The 19,270-nt window shown below is 63.6% G+C and carries 16 protein-coding genes, 1 tRNA gene and 1 pseudogene; 10 read left to right on the plus strand and 8 right to left on the minus strand.

What is annotated here, in order from left to right; genetic code table 11:
* Positions 1-52 precede the first annotated feature (52 nt).
* From dkgB to LU682_RS19155, 5 genes and pseudogenes are all read left to right on the plus strand, one after another.
* Positions 53-856 carry a 2,5-didehydrogluconate reductase DkgB gene (gene dkgB / locus LU682_RS19135; RefSeq protein WP_010953327.1) on the plus strand — a complete coding sequence of 268 codons (804 nt, stop codon included), beginning with the start codon at positions 53-55 and terminating at the stop codon, positions 854-856.
* Between the two features lie 20 nt (positions 857-876).
* A pseudogene (locus LU682_RS19140) lies at positions 877-2,049 on the plus strand (MFS transporter).
* A gap of 162 nt (positions 2,050-2,211) precedes the next feature.
* Positions 2,212-3,444 (plus strand): MFS transporter, encoded by a 1,233-nt coding sequence (locus LU682_RS19145; protein WP_232914900.1) that lies wholly within the window; start codon positions 2,212-2,214, stop codon positions 3,442-3,444.
* 36 nt (positions 3,445-3,480) lie between these two features.
* Positions 3,481-4,254 (plus strand): AraC family transcriptional regulator, encoded by a 774-nt coding sequence (locus tag LU682_RS19150; RefSeq protein WP_010953324.1) that lies wholly within the window; start codon positions 3,481-3,483, stop codon positions 4,252-4,254.
* 141 nt (positions 4,255-4,395) lie between these two features.
* Positions 4,396-5,544 (plus strand): M14 family metallopeptidase, encoded by a 1,149-nt coding sequence (locus LU682_RS19155; RefSeq protein ID WP_010953323.1) that lies wholly within the window; start codon positions 4,396-4,398, stop codon positions 5,542-5,544.
* A 76-nt stretch (positions 5,545-5,620) separates the two neighbouring features.
* Here LU682_RS19155 and LU682_RS19160 read toward each other — a convergent pair whose 3' ends face one another.
* The 7 genes from LU682_RS19160 to LU682_RS19190 form a co-directional block, all read right to left on the minus strand.
* Positions 5,621-6,592, minus strand: a complete 972-nt coding sequence (locus LU682_RS19160; protein WP_010953322.1) for a Csu type fimbrial protein — start codon at positions 6,590-6,592, stop codon at positions 5,621-5,623.
* Positions 6,589-8,886, minus strand: coding sequence for a fimbria/pilus outer membrane usher protein (locus LU682_RS19165; protein ID WP_049587582.1), 2,298 nt, complete (start codon positions 8,884-8,886; stop codon positions 6,589-6,591). The genes LU682_RS19160 and LU682_RS19165 overlap by 4 nt, the downstream gene beginning before the upstream one ends.
* Positions 8,887-8,994: 108 nt before the next feature.
* A complete protein-coding gene (locus LU682_RS19170; RefSeq protein WP_049587580.1) occupies positions 8,995-9,771 on the minus strand; it encodes a fimbrial biogenesis chaperone in 777 nt (258 codons plus the stop codon).
* Positions 9,772-9,811: 40 nt separating this feature from the next.
* Entirely contained in the window at positions 9,812-10,315 is a 504-nt protein-coding gene (locus LU682_RS19175; protein ID WP_010953319.1) for a Csu type fimbrial protein, read from the minus strand.
* Positions 10,316-10,318: 3 nt separating this feature from the next.
* Entirely contained in the window at positions 10,319-10,852 is a 534-nt protein-coding gene (locus tag LU682_RS19180) for a Csu type fimbrial protein (RefSeq protein ID WP_010953318.1), read from the minus strand.
* Positions 10,853-10,870: 18 nt separating this feature from the next.
* Positions 10,871-11,407, minus strand: coding sequence for a Csu type fimbrial protein (locus tag LU682_RS19185; protein ID WP_010953317.1), 537 nt, complete (start codon positions 11,405-11,407; stop codon positions 10,871-10,873).
* A 30-nt stretch (positions 11,408-11,437) separates the two neighbouring features.
* Positions 11,438-11,965 (minus strand): Csu type fimbrial protein, encoded by a 528-nt coding sequence (locus LU682_RS19190; RefSeq protein ID WP_049587577.1) that lies wholly within the window; start codon positions 11,963-11,965, stop codon positions 11,438-11,440.
* Between the two features lie 268 nt (positions 11,966-12,233).
* Between LU682_RS19190 and LU682_RS19195 the strand changes: the two genes are divergently transcribed.
* From LU682_RS19195 to LU682_RS19205, 3 genes are read left to right on the plus strand one after another with little or no spacing between them, the layout of a single operon-like run.
* Entirely contained in the window at positions 12,234-14,480 is a 2,247-nt protein-coding gene (locus tag LU682_RS19195) for an ATP-binding protein (RefSeq protein WP_049587576.1), read from the plus strand.
* Between the two features lie 15 nt (positions 14,481-14,495).
* Positions 14,496-14,957 (plus strand): response regulator, encoded by a 462-nt coding sequence (locus LU682_RS19200; protein WP_003250360.1) that lies wholly within the window; start codon positions 14,496-14,498, stop codon positions 14,955-14,957.
* A 13-nt stretch (positions 14,958-14,970) separates the two neighbouring features.
* Positions 14,971-17,358: a hybrid sensor histidine kinase/response regulator gene (locus LU682_RS19205; RefSeq protein ID WP_232857005.1), complete on the plus strand. Its 2,388-nt coding sequence runs from the start codon at positions 14,971-14,973 to the stop codon at positions 17,356-17,358.
* A 117-nt stretch (positions 17,359-17,475) separates the two neighbouring features.
* On the opposite strand, the gene LU682_RS19210 is transcribed toward LU682_RS19205, so the two are convergent.
* Positions 17,476-17,550, minus strand: a tRNA-Gln gene (locus LU682_RS19210).
* 259 nt (positions 17,551-17,809) lie between these two features.
* Here LU682_RS19210 and LU682_RS19215 point away from each other — a divergent pair.
* On the plus strand, positions 17,810-18,052 hold the full coding sequence (locus LU682_RS19215) for a hypothetical protein (RefSeq protein WP_020193386.1): 243 nt from the start codon (positions 17,810-17,812) through the stop codon (positions 18,050-18,052).
* A 132-nt stretch (positions 18,053-18,184) separates the two neighbouring features.
* Positions 18,185-19,255, plus strand: a complete 1,071-nt coding sequence (zapE, locus tag LU682_RS19220) for a cell division protein ZapE (RefSeq protein ID WP_049587571.1) — start codon at positions 18,185-18,187, stop codon at positions 19,253-19,255.
* The last annotated feature ends 15 nt before the right edge of the window (positions 19,256-19,270 follow it).

The raw sequence follows: 19,270 nt of genomic DNA on the forward strand, positions 1-19,270 counted from the left end.
AAACCTGCACACTGGGCACCACATGATCCTCCCCCTATTCAGGAGCAACCCCATGAGCGTTCCTTCCTTCGGCCTCGGCACCTTCCGCCTCACCGGCCAAACCGTCATCGACTCGGTCAAGTCTGCCCTGGCAGTCGGCTACCGTGTCATCGATACCGCACAGATCTACAAGAACGAAGCCGAAGTCGGCCAGGCCATCGCCGAAAGCGGCGTGCCGCGCAGCGAGCTGTTCATCACCACCAAGATCTGGGTCGACAACTACGCCGCCGACAAGCTGATCCCCAGCCTGCGTGACAGCTTGCAGAAACTGCGCACCGACTACGTCGACCTGCTGCTGATCCACTGGCCAGCGCCGGGCAACGGCGTAGAACTGCCCGAGTACATGAAGGCCCTGGCCGACGCCAAGCAGCAAGGCCTGGCTCGCCAGATCGGCGTTTCCAACTTCAACATCGAGCTGACCAGGCAAGCCATTGCCGTGGTCGGCAAAGGGGAAATCGCCACCAACCAGATCGAGCTCAGCCCCTATCTGCAGAACAGCAAGCTGACCGCGTTCCTCAAGGAACAAGGGATCACCGTGACCTCGTACATGACCCTGGCCTACGGCAAAGTGCTAAAAGACCCGGTACTGGCCCAGATCGCCGCCAAGCACAAGGCTACCGTCGCCCAGGTTGCCCTGGCCTGGGCCCTGCAACTGGGCTATGCCGTGATCCCGTCGTCGACCAAGCGTGAAAACCTGGCCAGCAACCTGCTTGCCCGTGGCCTGACGCTGGACACCGACGACATGGCACGCATCGCCAAGCTGGAGCGCAACGGCCGCGAGGTCAGCCCTGACGGCCTGGCGCCAACCTGGGACTGACACCGATGACTGCTCAAACAATGAGACCCGGCCGCGTGCTCTTCGCGTTGGCCATTGGTGCCTTTGGCATCGGCACTACCGAGTTCACCCCGATGGGGCTGCTGCCGGTCATCGCCCAGGGCGTGGAGGTGAGCATCCCCAGCGCCGGCATGCTGATCACCGCCTATGCCATTGGCGTGATGGTCGGCGCGCCGATCATGACCCTGCTGTTCAGCCGCTTTGGGAAGCGCGCTGCGCTGATGGCGCTGATGGCCATCTTCACCCTTGGCAACCTGCTGTCGTCACTGTCGCCGGACTACTACACCCTGCTCGCCTCGCGACTGGTCACCAGCCTCAACCATGGTGCGTTCTTCGGTCTGGGAGCCGTGGTGGCAGCCAGCGTGGTGCCCAAGGAGAAACAGGCCAGCGCCGTGGCCACCATGTTCATGGGCCTGACGATCGCCAACATCGGCGGCGTGCCGGCCGCCACCTGGATCGGCCAGCAGATTGGCTGGCGCATGGCATTTGCCGGTACCGCCGTACTCGGCCTGCTGGCCATGGCCGCACTGTGGTACGCCCTGCCCAAGGGTGAACGCGGCAGCGTGCCGCATGTGCGCAAGGAACTGGCGGTCATTGCCCGCCCCAGCGTGCTGCTGGCAATGGCCACCACCGTGCTCGGTGCCGGTGCCATGTTCACCTTGTACACCTACGTGGCGCCGGTGCTGGCCGAACTGACCGGTGCCTCGGACGGCTTCGTAACCTTGGGACTGGTACTGATCGGGGTTGGCTTCACCCTTGGCAACAGCCTGGGTGGCCGCCTGGCCGACTGGTCGCTGGATGGCGCGGCGAAGATCTTCCTCGCCGTGCTGGCGCTGATCATGCTGGCGATGCCCCTGGTACTGGGTAGCCACATCGGCGCTGCCATCGCCCTGCTGGTCTGAGGCATGTTCACCTTCGCCGTGGTACCGCCGCTGCAAATGCGCGTCATGACTGCCGCCATCGAGGCGCCAGGCCTGGCGTCGTCGATCAACGTGGGTGCGTTCAACCTGGGTAACGCCGTGGGCGCGGCGCTGGGTGGTGCGGTTATCAGCCTGAACCTGGGCTACGCCGCCGTGCCGATGGCCGGAGGTGTGCTGGCAGCTGCGGGGCTGTTGCTGGTATGGCTGGGCGGGCGCCACAAGGTCGCCGGCAAGACCGCAGCCGATATGGCCTGAAGGCAATCATCTGCAGGAGCGCCTCCGGTCTCCTGACAGGCTGTGGGCACGGATGCCCGAAACGCGACATTGGCTGCCTGTTCGGCGTGAGACAGGCAACCTCGGCACTGGATAACCTGCTGCGGCAACGCCTTGTTCCCTTGCCCTAGAAGAACCTTGCCCATGACAACCTCCGCCGCCTCCGTAGCCGCCGCCACGCCTGCCGACCAGCCTCAGGGCTTTGTCGTGCGCATCGTCGGTGCTGCTGCATTCGCCCACCTGCTCAACGACCTGATTCAAGCCGTACTGCTGTCGATCTACCCCATGCTGAAAAGCGATTTCGCGCTGAGCTTCGCCCAGATCGGCTGGATCGCCTTGGTGTATCAGGTGACCGCTTCCCTGCTGCAACCTTGGGTCGGCATGTTCACCGACAAGCACCCACAACCCTACCTGTTACCTGCCGGCATGCTGGTGACGCTGGTGGGTATCGCCCTGCTCGCCTTTGCTGGCAACTATGAAATGCTGCTGGTGGCTGCCGCCGTGGTCGGCGTGGGTTCGGCCACCTTTCACCCAGAGGCCTCACGGGTGGCCAGAATGGCTTCCGGCGGGCGCTTCGGTACCGCGCAATCCACCTTCCAGGTCGGCGGCAATACCGGCTCGGCCCTCGGCCCGCTGCTCACTGCTGCCATTATCATTCCGCACGGCCAACCGGCCATTGCCTGGTTCATGCTGGCCGCTGCGCTGGCTGTTCTGGTGCTACTGCGGGTGACGGGCTGGAGCGTGCGCCACGGCCAGGCCCGGCTCAAGACCTTCGCGGGCCAACAGGCCCCCGGCCTGTCGCAGGGTGCCATGTGGCGCGCTGTGGCGGTGATCGCCGTGCTGATGTTCGCCAAGTTCGTCTACATCGCTTCGTTCACCAACTTCTTCACCTTCTACCTGATCGAGCATTTCGGCCTGAGTGTGCAGCACAGCCAACTGTACCTGTTCGTGTTCCTCGCAGCCGTTGCGCTGGGCACCTTTGCCGGCGGCCCGGTGGGTGATCGCATCGGGCGCAAGGCCGTGATCTGGGTCTCGTTCCTCGGCGTGGCACCGTTCGCCCTGGCCCTGCCCCATGCCAACCTCGCCTGGACAGCCGTACTGGCGGTGGCCATCGGCCTGGTGATGTCCTCGGCATTCGCTGCCCTGGTGGTGTATGCCCAAGAGGCGGTGCCAGGCCGGGTCGGCATGGTTTCGGGGGTGATGTTCGGGCTGATGTTCGGCATCAGCGGTGTGGGTGCAGCCGCCCTGGGCGCACTGGCCGACCGGCATGGCATCGAATGGGTGTACCAAGCCATCGCGTTCCTGCCGCTGCTCGGGTTGGCCACCGCCTTGCTACCGGCCACCCGCTCGCAGGCCCGCCCTGGCCGTTGCTGCTAAAGTGGCGCTGCCAGGCTGCTTCGATACGAGGTCACGATGGTAAAGCCGCAACGTGAACTGCTGGTGGAGGTCGATGAGTGGACCTGGGAAGTGGGTAGCCGTGCGACCGACTACCCAAGCGACTGGTTCATCGAGCCCCATAGCCACACCAAGCATCAACTGATCTATGCCATCAAAGGCCTGATGATCGTCGAGTCCGGAAACGAATGCTGGACGGTGCCACCCAGCCGAGGTGTGTGGATGCCTTGCGGCCAGGTGCATGCCATTCGCTGTGTCGGCGACGTGAAGATGCGCAGTGTGTTCGTGCGCAGCGACGCGGCAACCGGCCTGCCCCTGCAGAGCAAGGCCATCAGCATCTCGCCCTTGCTCAGCGAACTGATCAAGGCCTCGGTGGGGTTCACCGCACCGTTTGCCGAGGACTCGCGCGAAGCCCGGGTCATGCGCCTGATCCTCGACGAAATCTGCGTACTGCCGACCTTGCCGCTGAAGCTGTCGCAGCCCAGCGACCAGCGCCTGCGGGTGATCTGCACGGCATTGCATGAACGGCCCGAGGATAACGCCACCGTTGCCGACTGGGGCCTGCGACTGGGGGTGGACGAAAAGACCATCCAGCGGTTGTTCCGCAAGGAAACCGGCATGACCTTCGGCCAGTGGCGCCAGCAGGCGCGGCTGATGCAGGCACTGGAGCGGATTGCCTTGGGCGAGCGAATCATCGATGTGGCGGGGGCCTTGGGCTATGACAGCCCAAGTGCCTTCGCCAGCATGTTCAAGCGCCAGTTCGGTACCACGCCCAGTCAGTTCTTCAGATAACCTGAAGTCCACGCATTTGCCGGCACTGGCCCGCCGCATACGGGCTGTCCGCTGACGGCTCGCCCTGCCTGTTCTTGCACAGCATCCCCGCCAAGCCGTATACAGTACCCCTACAACAATGCCCGCAAAGGAGCCCGGCACATGACCGTGACGCTGTCCCCCCTGCAGATCGACTGCGATTTCGACTCCGGCAACATACAGGTACTGGATGCCAGCAACCCGGCCCAGGTACACCTGGCCATTCGCCCGGACACCCACAGCGGCCACTACCAGTGGTTCCACTTCAAGGTCAGCGGGCTCACACCGGGGCAGGTCCATCGCTTCAGCCTGGACAACGCTTCTGGCTCCTCGTACAAGAATGCGTGGAGCGGCTACAACGCTGTGGCCAGCTACGACCAGCAGCGCTGGTTCCGTGTGCCAAGCCAGTTCGACGGTACGGCGCTATCGTTCGAGGTGAAGGCTGAACAGGACCAGATCTGGTTCGCCTACTTCGAGCCCTACCCGCGTGCCCGCCACAACCAGCTGATCGAACGTGCCTGCCAACTCCCGGGGGTCGAGTTGCTGGCCAGCGGCCGCAGTGTCCAGGGCCGTGATATCCCCCTGCTGCGGGCAGGCGACGGTGCCGAAGGCAAGCGCAAGCTGTGGCTGATTGCCCAGCAGCATCCGGGCGAGCACATGGCCGAATGGTTCATGGAAGGCGTGATCGACCGCCTGCAGGCCAACGATACGGTGGTCGAGCAATTGCTGGCCAAGGCCGACCTTTACCTGATCCCCAACATGAACCCCGACGGCGCCTTCCTCGGCCACCTGCGCACCAACTTCAAGGGCAAGGACCTCAACCGCGCCTGGCAGGACGCCAGCGTCGAATTCAGCCCGGAAGTGTTCTTTGCACAGGCGCAGATGAAGCAGTACGGTGTGGATGCCTTCATCGACGTGCACGGTGACGAAGAGATCCCCCACGTGTTCACGGCCGCATGCGAGGGCAACCCGGGTTACACCCCTCGGCTGGCCAAACTCGAAGAGCAGTTCCGTAGCACCTTGTGCAGCCTGACTCGCGACTTCCAGACGGTGCATGGCTATACCCGTGACGAGCCCGGACAGGCGAACACGACGCTGGCCTGCAATGCGGTGGGCATGGCCCATGACTGCCTGTCACTGACGCTGGAAATGCCGTTCAAGGACCATGACGACGCGCCCGATGCCGTCACCGGGTGGTCGGGGGCGCGCTCCAAGGCACTGGCCGGGGCGGTGCTGGAGACCTTGGCCAGCATGGTTGGGGATTTGCGCTGAACCTCGCCTTGCGCAGCCCCTGCGGGAGCAGCCCGTCGCGACAGGCGGCGGCTGCTTCGGGGGTATTGACCGCCGTTCAGAACTGCACATCCAGTATCACACTGTCGGTGTAGTTCGCAGCCGGCGGTGTCGCCTGATCGGTATAGACCTTGGCGTTGTAGTTGAACACCTGGCTACCCGTGCCGGTACCTACGCCGGGGTTGATGTCGGCATCCGTACTGGAACGCCTGGCAGCCCCGGACGCCCCCCAGCGCACGGTGCCGGCACTTTTGAAAATGTCATAGGCCAGGTAGTTGTTGGCCGAAGACTTCATCCGCCGCCGCCCACCGGACACGTTCTGCCCGTCACCCAGCCCTACCGTGTAGCTGCTGCCCTTGGTGCATGACACGTTTATGCCCTGGCTCACCGTGCCGAACCCCGCCACCACCGGCGCACTGGCGAAGCTGATGTCAGGCGTGGTGATCTGGCAATCGTTGGTCACCGTCAGGCTCACGTTCAAGAGCTGGCTACCCGAGCCGATGTCGCGCCCAAGGCATATCCCCAACGCGCCAATCCCCGAACAATAATCCCAGCTCCAGGCCACGGTCAGGGCCTCTTGATACAACCCGGCCGCGACATTGCTGCCAATCTGGGTGCGCATATAGATCGGCACCGCCTTGGGCGTGGTACCGCCGAGCAGCCCCAGCAAGTCGAGGATGCCGTTGCGGGCGAAGTCGTAGGCCACACCCCGGGTAATCGGGTAGCGGGTGGTGTTGTCGGCATACAGCGTGTAGGGAATGACATCGCCTGTCGGGCCGACCAGCCCACCCGAGGCGGGCGTGATCGTGGCGTAGAAATGATCACCGCTGCTGAGCAAGGTCAGCAGCGAACCGGTGCACTGCAACCCGGAGTTGAGGCTGGAAGCCGTCTGTACCGTGTTGCGAACCTGCGTCGAATTAAGGCTGCCAAACGCTGCCGGCAAGGTGGCCACCGACGAACAAAGCGCCCAGGCCGTACTGCTCGGCAACAGCAGCACGCTCGCCACCAGGCCCCGCCGCCAGGCATTCATCGGCACACCAACGGACCAATCAAAGGGACCGAGCCTTGCGCTTCGGGCAGGTCGAACGCCACTTCGCAATGCCCACCCCCTTCAAGCGCCACCTGAAGGCGGTTATGCGACGACAGGTTCTCCAGGTACACCAACCCGTCCCACCCCACCACCGCCTGGGTGCCACTCTCTGCGTGGGTGACACGGCTACCCAGTTTGAGCACCTGCTGGTTGCCATCCACCAATTCGACACTGGCCGCCATGACGCGCTTGAGGGGGAACTCCAGCAAGTAACCGCTGCCCCGTCGTACCGCCACACGCTGCTCAACGTCCGGTGCGAGGACATCCGGTGGCAGGTTCATGGGGTCGATCTCGTACTTGCCCCGGTAGTAACCACTGCTGTAAGGCACCAGCAAGTGCCCCTTGGCATCGGTACGGCCGATTTCCTGGTTTTCATAACGCACCGGCACATCGGCGTAACCTGCGGTGCTGACCACCACGAAGGCATCATCGATACGGTTGGCAGCGAACACGCCGGCATCCATCCACACCAGAGAACCACTGGCGTCGGCCCAGCGGGTCATCTCGCCGCTGCTGCCATACGTACCGGCCTGCAATTGCACCGATTGCAGGCGCCAGGTGACGTCGGCCTGGCGATAGGCATCACGGTCGCTGCCTGCGGCATAGCCCAGGTTGTAACCGACGCCGACACCGGCTGGCACCGCACGGCTGTAGTTGACCCGTTGCAGGGTCTCGCCTTCATTGCTGCGTTCCATGCTCAGCGCCAGGGTGCCGTGCAGGTCGAACGGGATCACCAGCTGCGCCTGCACCGCCCACTGGCTGTCCCCCACTTCACGGTTGGCCGAGAGGTACACACTGCTGCTGCCCCACAGCGGCTTGCTGTAGCTCAGGTTGATCAACCGGGTACGCGTACCGTCACCGGCGCGCACATCGAAGTAGCCAGCGCCAATGCTGCCGTACTCGTTCAGGTTGACACTGAGGGTGACCTGTTCGCTGCTTTTGCTCAGTTGCATGTCCGGGGAGACCACCCGGCTCAGGTCGGCATAATCGCCATGGCGTTGCAGGCGTTGGTAACCGAAGCCGATGCGCTGGCTGTTGTATTGGTAGCCAAGGGCGACCTGGTGGCCCTTGTCGCCCTCGAACCGGCTTTGCGCCAAGGCAGCGTTGAGCACGCCGAAGTTGCCCACGCGCATGTTGCCGCCCAGCCCACCCAGCATCAGCGACTCCGCCGTTTCGGCGTGGGTTTCCAGGGTGAACATGTCACTGAGCCCATAGCGCAGGCTGCCCGAGGCAATACCCGGCCCATAGCTGAAATCGCGTACACCGTAATCACGGCGCAGGCTGCCGGCGGCCACCGAGTAGTCCGACAGGCCCTTCTGCAGCAGGCTGCTGGTGACGTAGAACGGCAAGGTGGTCGACACCTGCCGGCCAAGGGCATCAGTGGTGACCACCACCGCCTCCCCGACACCGTTGATGAACGGCACGTTGGTGAGGGTGTACGGGCCTGGCTGCAGTTCAGTGGTGCTGGACTTGAAACCGTTGATGAACAGGTCGAGCGACGTCGGCACCGCCGCTTCGCCGGCGAACGCAGGCAACGGGTAAGTGACAAGATCCGGACGCGCCGCGAAGTCGCGTGACAGCTGCACTCCGCCCACCCGTACCGAACTGCTCCAGGGCAAGGCGCCCGTCACGAAGTCACCGGCTTCGTAGGTCAGCAGGCGCTGCTCGTCTGTAAAGCGCCAGGTGGTGTCGTAACGCATGAAGCCACGGCGGGTATCGTCCGCCTGTGCGCCCTTGAAAGACTGACGCCACTGCCCGGTACTGGAAAAGGTACCCCAGCTGTCGAACAGGCGCAGCTCGTTCCAGGCGGCCAGGTAGGTACCGCCTTCATCGGTGTCGTTGATATACAGGTCGTAGTTGAACAAGGCGCCGAAACTGCTGCGCGCATCGCTGGCCGGGTAAAGGTTGCGATCACCCACTTGCTGTTCTGGCAACCAGGCTGGCGGCACCTGCAGCAGCAGGCGCTGGTTCTGACTGTCGTAGTCGGTGTGCAGCCCCGCGATGCTGTCCAGGGCCACCTCCCCCTGGGGGTTGCCCGGCAGCGAGACGCCGGCTGCACGCAATACGTCGCTGTCCAGGTACAACCGCCCGGCCCGCTGCTGCACCGGTATCAGGTCAACCCTGGGCATCTGGTTCACCACCAGGTCGAGGTAAAGGGTGGCCTCGGCGATGGCGGACATCTCCGTGGGCGGTGGGGGCAAGTCGTCGGCCAGTACCAGCGCGGGGCTGACCATGGCCAGCCCCAGGCACCAGCGGCACGTCGTCGCCGGGAGCCATTTCACACACGGTTTCCAACCATTGCCGGGTCCTCCCTGGCCCCTGCACTTCATTCGGCCGTTGGCTCATTGGCCTTGGCGGATGGCGTCCGCCGAGTGTTGACCATTGACCCTGCCCTTGAGCACGCTGCCGTTGCCGGATGCCACGGGAGCCGGCCAGCGCATGCTTGCCCCCGGCAGCACATAACCCAGCAGGCCTTCAGCCAGTGGCTTGCTCTGGCTGCCTTGCTGCACGACCACATCGGTCAGCCGCGCATGTACCGGGCCCGTGTTACGCAGTTCAATGTAGGGCTTGCCCTGCACCGTCACCGGGCGCCAACTGAGCTGCGGCTTGCCCACGCCCTCGGCATTGCGTCTGCCGTCAGGGTCGGCCTTGCCCCACAGCCCTTCGCCATAGACGAACAGCGGCACCGAATAGCGCATCTGCAATCGAATGGCCGCCGTCGCGCCGGGCTCGGCCTTGTCGACCGGGATGGCGGGCGGAATCTCGTCGATGATGATGCGGTAGGCCTGCTCCTGGCCGGCGGGTGAAGGGCCGGTACGGGTCAGGCGGATCAGTTGCTTCTGCCCGGGTGCAATGTTGGCGACCGGCGGGCTGCCGATAATCTCGCGCTGCGCCTGGAACTGCTCCTGGTAATCACCCTGGCGCCAGGCGAATACCCGCACCTGCAGGTTTGCCGGCGCAGTGCCGCGGTTTTCCAGCCACAACGCACCTGCCTTCTGGTCGGCCTCCAGCACCGGGTCGATCGGCCAGATCAGCACCGAAGTGGCCGCCCAGGCCGGCAGGCTTGCCAGCGACAATAATCCAGTCAATCCACGCGTCCACTTCGCGCCTGCCCGCATGCAGCTCTCCTTAGACACTTGTCATGGGTGGCGCTGGCCGTTACCAGGTCACCGTCACTTGCACCACATCGGTGTAGGTCCCTGCCGGCTGCGTGCCGGTCAGCTGAACCCGCCCGTACACCGGTAGCTTGATCGCCGTCGGGTCGGAATAGCTCACCGCCACGCTCTGACCGATCCCCAAGGCCTGGCTATAGGCGGCGTCCCGGTACAACTGGTAGGCCAGCACTTGCGTGCCACTGGTGCGCTTCAGGTTGCGTGTGCCACTGGCACTGTTTTGCCCGCCGTCCAGGCTCATGCTCATGGCCACGCCAGGCGTGCACTGGAACGTCACGGTAGAACCACCCAGCGATGTGCTGAGCAGCCCCGTGGACAGCGCCGACTGCGAGCCATAATCGAGCGTGCCGTAGCTGGTGACACCCCCCACCACCAGGCACCCGGCGACAACCTGCGCCGTCACCGTGAAGGTACTGGTAGTCACTGCCCCCAAAGGAGCGGCCAACAACACGCTGACGCCAGTCAGGCCTCCTGCCAGCCAGCCGCGCATGGGTCAGAACGACAGCTCGACCGAGATCGTGTCGCTGTACACCCCTGCGGGCAGGCCCGGCTTGCCGACGGCCTTGCCATAAAGGTTGACCGTCTGAGCGGCGCCGGTACTGGTCGGCAGGGTGATGGTGTCGTCGACCGCCAGCAGCGCCGTACGCCCCGCGTCGGTATAGAGGTCGTACGGTACAAAGTTGCCAGAACCATCGGCGAGCGCACGGGTGCCACCGCTCGACTGGCCATCATGCAGGCCTGCACTCACTTTGATCACAGGTACCGTACCTGCAGAGCACAGGATGCTCATGGCGCCTCCCCCGCCTCCCAGCACCTGGGCATCGGCGGTGACGAACAAGGCATCCTCGGTGCCGAAGTCCAGGGCACCGAAGTCAAGCCCCGACGTGCCCGACGTGCCATTGACCTGGCAGGCCGCAGTCAGCGTCAGGGTCGAGCTGATACTCCCTGTCACCGTGGCCGCCTGGGCCTGGGAAGCCAACGCCAGGCCCAGGCCTGCGAGGACGCAATATGAAAGGTTCGTTCGCATCGGAGTCTCCTTGCGTGGTTACCAGTCCAGGGTCACTCTGAGGGTGTCGCGGTAAAGCCCGGCCGGCAGCGCACGCGGTTGCGCCACTACCACACCGTAGATGGGAATCGGTACTTGCTGGCTGCTGCTAATGGTGAAGGCCCGTGCCTGGCCGACGCCGTAGCGGCTGTTGCCGCCTGGGTCAACCGCCAGCTGGTATGGAATCAGTTCACGGCCGTTGCTCAAGCGGCGAATGCCATCATCGCCATTGAGGCCACCATTGATACGCACGTTGAAGGCCCGAACCTCAGGCGTGCAACTGATCTGCAGGCTACCCTGACCGCCCACTTCGTCCACCTGGCTGCGCAACGGCTGGTCCCAGTTCGGACCGCGCTCGCCAAAGTCCAGTACGCCTGGGTCACCCAGCACGGCCGGTTGCGTCTCGTTGCTGCTGATCTGGCAAGACGCGCTGATCACCAGCCGCGCCTGGATGAAACCGGTGGTGCTGCCATGCACCGCACCGCCGGGGACCAGCAGCGGGCCGAGGGTGAGCAACAGGATCGAAGTGCGGCTCATGGCATGGCGTCCTTGTGCATAATGGCGTCCCTACCAGGTGACGGTGACTTTCAGCAGGTCGGCATAAACCCCTGCATCCGGCACCCAGGCCAATTTGTCGATACGCGCATACAACGGCAATTCAACCGAACCGCTGCCCGGTACACGCGCCGATTGGGCTACCCCCACTGCCAGCGGCTCACGCCAGGCAGCGTCACGGTACAAGCGGTAAGGAATGGGCCGCGCCAGGTGATCGTCGCTGGCCAGGTAGCGCAGTTCGCCGATGCCACCATGCTGGCCACCATCGACGCGCACCTGATAGGGCGTATCCGGGTTGCACTCCAGGCGCGGCGGACGCTGGCTCAACAGCACACCACTCAAGGGCGCGCCAGGGCCATCCAGGCGCGCCGTCGCCCCTAGGTCGATACGTCCCAGGGCCTGAGCTCCCGCATCGCGGGTCTGGTTGACCAGCATGCAGCCACGCTGCACCAGTACCCGCACTTCCACGAGAAAATCCGCCGCCACGGTACTGCCGCTGAACAACAGGCCGAACAGCGCGGCCAGCATGCGCTCCGTCACCTTGTTATCCTTATCGAAACGTCCTGAACTGAGCGTAGCAGTGAGGCGGCGCAGCCGATGTGGCATAAAGCCATTTTTTTTGTATTAGCGACAAAGCGATACCGTGGCATCAAAAAAAGCCAGTACCGCACAGAACCCGTGGCCACCCCGTGCCTCCAATGGCCAGGAGCCGGTAAATTCGCCGGGATTCTGTTAGGGTGAATCGTATTCGTCCCGCGCCAGACACCTGTGCCGTACACGGACGGACATGACAGGAGCTTTTTCAATCATGACTGCAGACAACTCACTGGCAGACGCCATGGAGCGCTGTGCCCAGGAACCGATCCAGGTTCCGGGCAGCATCCAGCCTCACGGCTTTCTGCTGGTGCTGGATGCCACCGACCTGCGTGTGCTGCAGGCCAGTGAAAATGTCGAGCACTGGTTGGGCTTGCCAGCCCGCGAACTGATCGGTTGCCACTTCGCCGACCTGGTTCACGAGGGCTTTGACCTGCACGCGCACCTGACACGGCTTCCCGAAGATGAAGTCTTCCCCTTCCACATTGGCGACGTGCGCTTGCGCCAGGGCGCCCCCATCAGTGCCCTGCTGCACATGCTGGTCCATTGCCACGATCAGGTACTGATTGCCGAGTTCGAACCGCCCCGCCTGCCAGCAGACCTGGTCGGGCAAGGCGACTATTACCCGTTGGTGCGCAGCTTTGTCGCCAGTCTGCAAGTGGCCAGCAGTATCGAAGACCTGCTGCAGCAAACGGTGTTGCAGCTCAAGCGGATCACCGGCTTTGGGCGGGTCAAAGCCTACCGTTTCGATGCCGAAGGCAATGGCCAGGTGCTGGCCGAGGTAGTCGACCCCGGCTACCCCAGCTACGCAGGCCTGTGTTTCCCGGCTGCAGACATCCCGCGCCAGGCGCGCGAGCTGTACCGGGTCAACCGTATCCGCGTGATCGAAGATGCCAACTATCAGCCCTCGCCACTGCTGCCCGCTACCAACCCGCGCACCGGCAAGCCGCTGGACATGAGTTTTGCTGCGCTGCGTAGCGTATCGCCCGTGCACCTGCAGTACATGCGCAACATGGGCACGCTGGCTTCGATGTCGCTGTCGATCGTGGTTGACGGCCAGCTGTGGGGGCTGATTTCCTGCCACCATCAACAGCCACGCCCGGTGGACCTGCGCACCCGCACGGCCTGCGAGCTGTTGGCCAGCGTGCTGTCGCTGCAGATAGAGTCCCGCGAGTCCCATGCCAGTACGCGCAAGCTGTTGACGCTGCGCCAGCACATCGTACGCATGATCTCGTCCATGGCCGACCACGACAGCGTAAGTGACGGCCTGCGCGACCTGCCTGAAGTGCTGCTGGCCTTCGCCGACGCGCAGGGCGCGGCAGTGATCTCGGCCGAGCGCTGTGACCTGATCGGCCAGACCCCGCCTGAAGCCCAGGTGACGGCGCTGGTGCACTGGCTAGGCCAACGTGACGAAGACAAGGTATTCCATAGCGACAACCTGCGCCGCGACATCACTGAGCTGCCCGAGCTGGCAAACCATGCTGGCGGGGTGCTGGCGGTGGCCATCTCGCAGATCCACTCGCACTACCTGCTGTGGTTCCGCCCCGAGCAGATACGCACGGTCAACTGGGCCGGCCAGCCGACCAAGCAGGTCGGGCCACAGGGCAACCTCGACCCGCGGCACAGTTTTGAACGCTGGCAGGAAGAACAGCGCGGCTATAGCCAGGCGTGGGACCCGCTGGTGATCGAGGGCGTGATAGAGTTGCGCGCCGCGGTACTGGGCATTGTCCTGCGCAAGGCCGAAGAACTGGCACAACTGGCTGGCGAATTGCGCCGTTCCAACAAGGAGCTCGAAGCGTTTTCCTACAGTGTTTCCCACGACCTGCGCGCCCCGCTGCGGCACATCGCCGGCTATACCGAACTGCTTGGCGAGATCGAAGGCCAAGGCTTGAGCGAACGCGGCAAGCGCTTCCTCCAGCATATCGGTGAGGCGGCGCACTTTGCCGGCAGCCTGGTCGACAACCTGCTCAACTTCTCGCAGATGGGCCGCTCGGCCTTGCGCCTGTCCGATGTCGACCTCAACGCCCTGGTCGAGGCCATTCGCAGCGAGCTGGCCCCCGATTACGAAGGTCGCGCAATCGTTTGGGACATCGCCCCGCTGCCCAAGGTGATCGGCGACCCGGCATTCATCAACATGGCCTTGCACAACCTGATAGCCAATGCCATCAAGTACACTCGCGGCCGTACGCCTGCTCGCATCGAGATCAGTGCCGTACAGCACCCTGAAGAAACCGAGGTCTGCATCCGCGACAATGGCGTGGGCTTCGACATGGCCTACGCCAACAAGCTGTTCGGCGTCTTCCAGCGCCTGCACCGCATGGAAGATTTCGAAGGCACCGGCATTGGCCTGGCGAGTGTACGCCGCATCATCGAGCGCCACGACGGTCGAGTCTGGGCCACTGGCCAGGTCGACCAAGGCGCCAGCTTCCACTTCACCCTACCCCGAAACACTGCTACCTGAGGCATCGCTACCATCATGCTCAAGCCCATTCTGCTGGTCGAAGACAACCCCCGAGACCTGGAGCTGACCCTGCTGGCCCTGGAGCGCAGCCAGTTGGCCAACGAGGTCATCGTGCTGCGTGACGGCGCCGATGCCCTCGACTACTTGCTGCGCCGCAACGCCTATGCCGAGCGCGATGACGGCAACCCTGCCGTGCTGTTACTCGACCTGAAACTGCCCAAGGTCGACGGCCTGGAAGTGCTCAAGGAAGTGCGCGCCACCGCAGAGCTGCGCAGCATCCCCACCGTGATGCTCACCTCGTCGCGCGAAGAGCCCGACCTGTTGCGTGCCTACGAGCTGGGGGTAAACGCTTATGTGGTCAAACCCGTGGAGTTCAAGGAATTCGTCACCGCCATCTCCGACCTCGGGGTATTCTGGGCAGTGCTAAACGAACCGCCACCCGGCTCACTGCGACTGAACCGTCGCGGTAGCAACTGAGGCCGCCGCAACGATGCAGCAAACGCCGTTGAAACTACTGATGGTCGAAGACAGCTCGATGGACGCTGAGCTTACCCTGATGCGCCTGGAGCGCAGCGGGCTGCATGTGCAGTCGCAGCTGGTGTTCGACCATGCGGGTGTCGAACATGCCCTGCGCCAGGCCCGCTACGACCTGATCCTGTGTGACTGCGTGCTACCAGGCTCGTCCGGCACAGAAGTGCTGGCCATCGCCCAACGCCTGGCACCCGACATCCCGTTCATATTCCTGTCCGGCATTTATGGCGAAGAGCACGCGGTGGAAATGATCCGCCTGGGCGCGACCGACTATGTGCTGAAGAAGAACCTGCCACTGCTGCCCAAAGCCGTGCGCCGGGCCCTGAGCGAAGTACAGGAACGCCAGCGCCGTCGCCGCGCCGAAGAGGCCTTGGCGGACGTCGAAGCACGTGCCCGCATCGCCATCGACGCCGCCGGCATGGGCACCTGGGACCTGCGCCCGCAAGAGGGCCTGTTGCTGTGGGATGACCGCTGCAAGACCTTGTTCGGCGTGCCCACCAGCACCGAAATGAGCCTTGAAGTGTTCTACGCCGGCATCTACCCCGACGACCTGCCACTGGTGCGCGAGGCGGTGGAACATGCCATGCGCCCGGAAAGTGACGGTCATTACCGCGTGGAGTTTCGGATCGCGCAACCCAATGGCCTGGAACCCCGCTGGTTGCTGAGCAGCGGCCAAAGCCAGTTCGTCGATGATCAGTGCGTTCGCTTCTCAGGCGTACTGCAGGACATCCACGCGCAACGCCAGGCCACCCAGGCGCTGCGTCAGCTGAACGAGATGCTTGGCGAGCGGGTCGAGCGCCGTACCCGCGAACGCGATCGTGCCTGGGAGCTGTCGCAAGATTTGCTGGCCGTGCTGAACAAAGACCTGACCCCGGTCGCACTGAACCCCGCCTGGGAAGCCAGCCTGGGCTTCTCACGCGAACGCCTGAGCCAGTCCTCCTTGCTGCACCTGCTGCCTGAGCACGACCAGGAACAGTTACTCACCGAACTGGCCGCCCTCGCCCATGGCCGCACCAGCGCGCGCTTTGTCGGCCGCATCCTGCATGCCGGCGGCCAACAGCGCTGGCTGTCGTGGGTGGTGGTGCCGGAGGACACCTTGCTGTACGTGGTGGCACGCGACATCACCAGCGAGCGCGAAGCCGCCCTGAGCCTGGCAGACGCCAACGCGCGGCTGCGCGAACAGATCAACGAGCGCGAGCGCATCGAGGCCGCTCTGCAGCAGATGCAGCGGCTGGAAGCGGTTGGGCAACTAACGGCTGGCGTGGCGCATGACTTCAATAACCTGCTGACGGTGATACTCACCGGTGCCAGCTTTCTGGAGCGCGATCTGGCCAAGGCCGACCTGGACAAGGCCCGCACTCGCCTCACCCATATCCGCGAAGCGGGCGAGCGTGGTGCCAAGCTGACCTCGCAGTTGCTGGCCTTCTCCCGCCGCCAGCGTCTGGAGCCGGTGCCGCTGAACCTCAACCGTACCCTGGCCGGCCTGGAAGAGCTGCTGCGCCGCACGCTGGGTGGCAACATCTCGGTACGGCTGGACCTTGACCTGGCCCTGTGGCAGGCACTGACCGACCCCACCCAGACCGAGATGATCATCCTCAACCTTGCGATCAATGCCCGCGATGCCATGTCCGACGGCGGCCAGCTGACCCTGACAACGCGCAACACCCTTATCGACAAGCGCCCGCAACGTCCGGAAGACCCGGACCCGGGCGAGTACGTGATGCTAAGCATCCGCGATACGGGTTGCGGCATGAGCGAAGAGGTGCTGGCCAAGGTATTCGAGCCTTTCTTTACCACCAAGGACATCGGCAAAGGTTCGGGCCTTGGCCTGGCCCAGGTGTTCGGCTTCGCCAAGCAGTCCGGTGGCGGCGTGCGCATCGACACCACACTCGGTCGCGGTACCGAAGTGGCGGTATACCTGCCGGCGGTAAAAGAGGAGATGGTGAACGAACCCGTGCCAGCAGTGCTCAGTCAGTCGATCAGCGAAAGCGGCCATAACCGCACGGTACTGCTGGTGGACGACGACCACCTGGTGCGCGACATGCTAGGCGATGTGTTACGCCAATACGGCTACCAGGTGCGCCAGGCGCACAGCGGCGAGCAGGCATTGGCCTTGCTGGATGACGACATTGACCTGCTGCTGACTGATTTCGCCATTCCCGAGTTCAATGGTGCACAACTGGCGCTGGCTGCCCGCGAACGGTATCCCCGCCTGCCGGTGGTGTTTCTTACCGGTTATGCGGAGTTGCAGGGGCTGGAACTGCCGGGCAGCCTGGTGATCCAGAAGCCGGTGCAGGCTGATGAACTGGCCAGGGCGCTGAACGAAATGCTGGGGATTTCCGGGTAACCCGGTACGGCACGACCCGCGCTCAGGAGGCGCGGAGGCGCGCAAAATCACAAAAACGCGAAAACCCAGTGCTCATCTTTCCTGGCACCGGGTTGAATACGTTTTAATCTTGAAAAATGGCAGGGGCGGCTGGATTCGAACCAACGCATGGCAGGATCAAAACCTGCTGCCTTACCGCTTGGCGACGCCCCTGTATCGGATGCAGCATTTGCTGCTCTGACAATTCCAACTGAGTGACAACTGGGTTGTTGTCTTGGAATGCGCGGCACTTTAACAACAAACTTTCGGTCTGTGAACCCCCCTGATAAAAAAAATTGCCAAAAAACAGCGAGTTAGTCATTTCGGTGCTGGTGCAGCGACCGTCCGTCGGTTTCCGCCCGCCTCGCTTCAACACAATCGCATTCCGCACTTCCAATCAGGTAAGCCCATTGCATTGACCAAGGAGGACCCCATGCCTGTCTCTCACGACCTCTACCAGGACCTGCACTACCCGCGCGAAATCGTCCAGCAGCGCCGCCAGCAGGACAAGGCGCTGGATCGCCTGCTGGACGAGTACGTGGACATCGACAACCAGGTGCTGGCTGCCGAATCGATATCGGCCGGTAACTTCGTCGACGAAGACCTGCGCCACCTCAAGGAACGTCGCCTGGCGGTGAAGTACATGATCGAACGCCAGCTGGAGCGAAAGGCATAGCCCGCACAGGCACAAGAGGCGGCCAGACCTATCGCAAGAAGTGATGATTGCCCGGCACTTTCTCTATTAGTCAAAATGGCCGCTCTCGGGCAAGCTGCAGGCTGCCCCGCCATCGCCCAAGGAGCGTTGCTTTTGTCTGCCTGGATCCCTACCCCGCTGCGCCAGCTTGGCCAACGCTTGCGCGGCACCGCCAATCAACAGAGCGAGCTGCTCGGCTGGTTCGAGGACAAGGCGCACAGCCGCGGTTATCAGCTGAGTGACGGCCAGCGGCGGGTAATCCACTGCATGGCCGAACAACTGACGCAGCTTGAACAAGGTCAACCGCGCAGTCTGTACCTGTACGGCTCGGTCGGCCGGGGTAAAAGCTGGCTGCTCGATGGCTTTTTCCAGGCCGTGCCGATAGCCGCCAAGCTGCGCCTGCATTTTCATGATTTCTTTGCACGCCTGCACCAGGGCATGCACCGCCACCGGGCGCTGGACGACGCGCTGGGCGCAACGCTGGACGAGCTGGTGGGTGGTTGCCGGGTGCTGTGCTTCGACGAATTCCACGTGCATGACATAGGCGATGCCATGCTGCTCACCCGGCTGTTCAACGCCTTGTTCGCCCGTGGCGTGTACCTGCTGGTGACCTCTAACTACGCGCCCGAAGGGCTGTTGCCCAACCCGCTGTATCACGAACGTTTTCTGCCGGTCATTCGCCTGATCAACAGCTCGATGCACGTGCTCGAAGTCGGTGGCGACACGGATTTTCGCAGTTTGCCAGCCAACCGCGAGCATCAGCGTTTTACCCAGGGCCATTATGTCTGGCCGGGTGATGCGGCGCAGCGCCAGGCGCTGAACGTGCCGAACGAACAACCGGTGATACTGGACGTGAACAAGCGCCCGCTGCGAGCGCTGGCCATCGATGGCCGGCGGGTGGTGCTGGGCTTTGACGATCTGTGCGAGAAGGCCACTGCGGTCATCGACTACCTGGTGCTGGCCAGGGAGTATGACGAGTGGGTGATCGATGGGCTGGATGACCTCTCGGCGTGTTCGCTGGCGGCTCAGCAGCGTTTCGTCAACCTGGTGGATGTGCTGTATGACCAGGATCGACGGGTGATTGTCATAGGTAAACGTCCGCTGGAAGAGAGCCTGGGCGGCCCGCTGGCCGACCTGATGCGTACCCGCAGCCGGTTGGGGCAACTGCACCAGATTGCCCCCTGAGCCTGCAGTGCCTGA

The sequence above is a fragment of the Pseudomonas alloputida genome, assembly GCF_021283545.2.
GTDB classification, from domain to species: Bacteria; Pseudomonadota; Gammaproteobacteria; order Pseudomonadales; family Pseudomonadaceae; genus Aquipseudomonas; species Aquipseudomonas alloputida.

What these genes read in the sequence shown, in the direction of transcription:
- dkgB (WP_010953327.1), top strand. Translation starts at nt 53, where the DNA reads ATGAGCGTTCCTTCCTTCGGCCTCGGCACCTTCCGCCTCACCGGCCAA.
- LU682_RS19145 (WP_232914900.1), top strand. Translation starts at nt 2,212, where the DNA reads ATGACAACCTCCGCCGCCTCCGTAGCCGCCGCCACGCCTGCCGACCAG.
- LU682_RS19150 (WP_010953324.1), top strand. Translation starts at nt 3,481, where the DNA reads ATGGTAAAGCCGCAACGTGAACTGCTGGTGGAGGTCGATGAGTGGACC.
- LU682_RS19155 (WP_010953323.1), top strand. Translation starts at nt 4,396, where the DNA reads ATGACCGTGACGCTGTCCCCCCTGCAGATCGACTGCGATTTCGACTCC.
- LU682_RS19160 (WP_010953322.1), bottom strand. Translation starts at nt 6,592, where the DNA reads ATGAATGCCTGGCGGCGGGGCCTGGTGGCGAGCGTGCTGCTGTTGCCG.
- LU682_RS19165 (WP_049587582.1), bottom strand. Translation starts at nt 8,886, where the DNA reads ATGGTCAGCCCCGCGCTGGTACTGGCCGACGACTTGCCCCCACCGCCC.
- LU682_RS19170 (WP_049587580.1), bottom strand. Translation starts at nt 9,771, where the DNA reads ATGCGGGCAGGCGCGAAGTGGACGCGTGGATTGACTGGATTATTGTCG.
- LU682_RS19175 (WP_010953319.1), bottom strand. Translation starts at nt 10,315, where the DNA reads ATGCGCGGCTGGCTGGCAGGAGGCCTGACTGGCGTCAGCGTGTTGTTG.
- LU682_RS19180 (WP_010953318.1), bottom strand. Translation starts at nt 10,852, where the DNA reads ATGCGAACGAACCTTTCATATTGCGTCCTCGCAGGCCTGGGCCTGGCG.
- LU682_RS19185 (WP_010953317.1), bottom strand. Translation starts at nt 11,407, where the DNA reads ATGAGCCGCACTTCGATCCTGTTGCTCACCCTCGGCCCGCTGCTGGTC.
- LU682_RS19195 (WP_049587576.1), top strand. Translation starts at nt 12,234, where the DNA reads ATGACTGCAGACAACTCACTGGCAGACGCCATGGAGCGCTGTGCCCAG.
- LU682_RS19200 (WP_003250360.1), top strand. Translation starts at nt 14,496, where the DNA reads ATGCTCAAGCCCATTCTGCTGGTCGAAGACAACCCCCGAGACCTGGAG.
- LU682_RS19205 (WP_232857005.1), top strand. Translation starts at nt 14,971, where the DNA reads ATGCAGCAAACGCCGTTGAAACTACTGATGGTCGAAGACAGCTCGATG.
- LU682_RS19215 (WP_020193386.1), top strand. Translation starts at nt 17,810, where the DNA reads ATGCCTGTCTCTCACGACCTCTACCAGGACCTGCACTACCCGCGCGAA.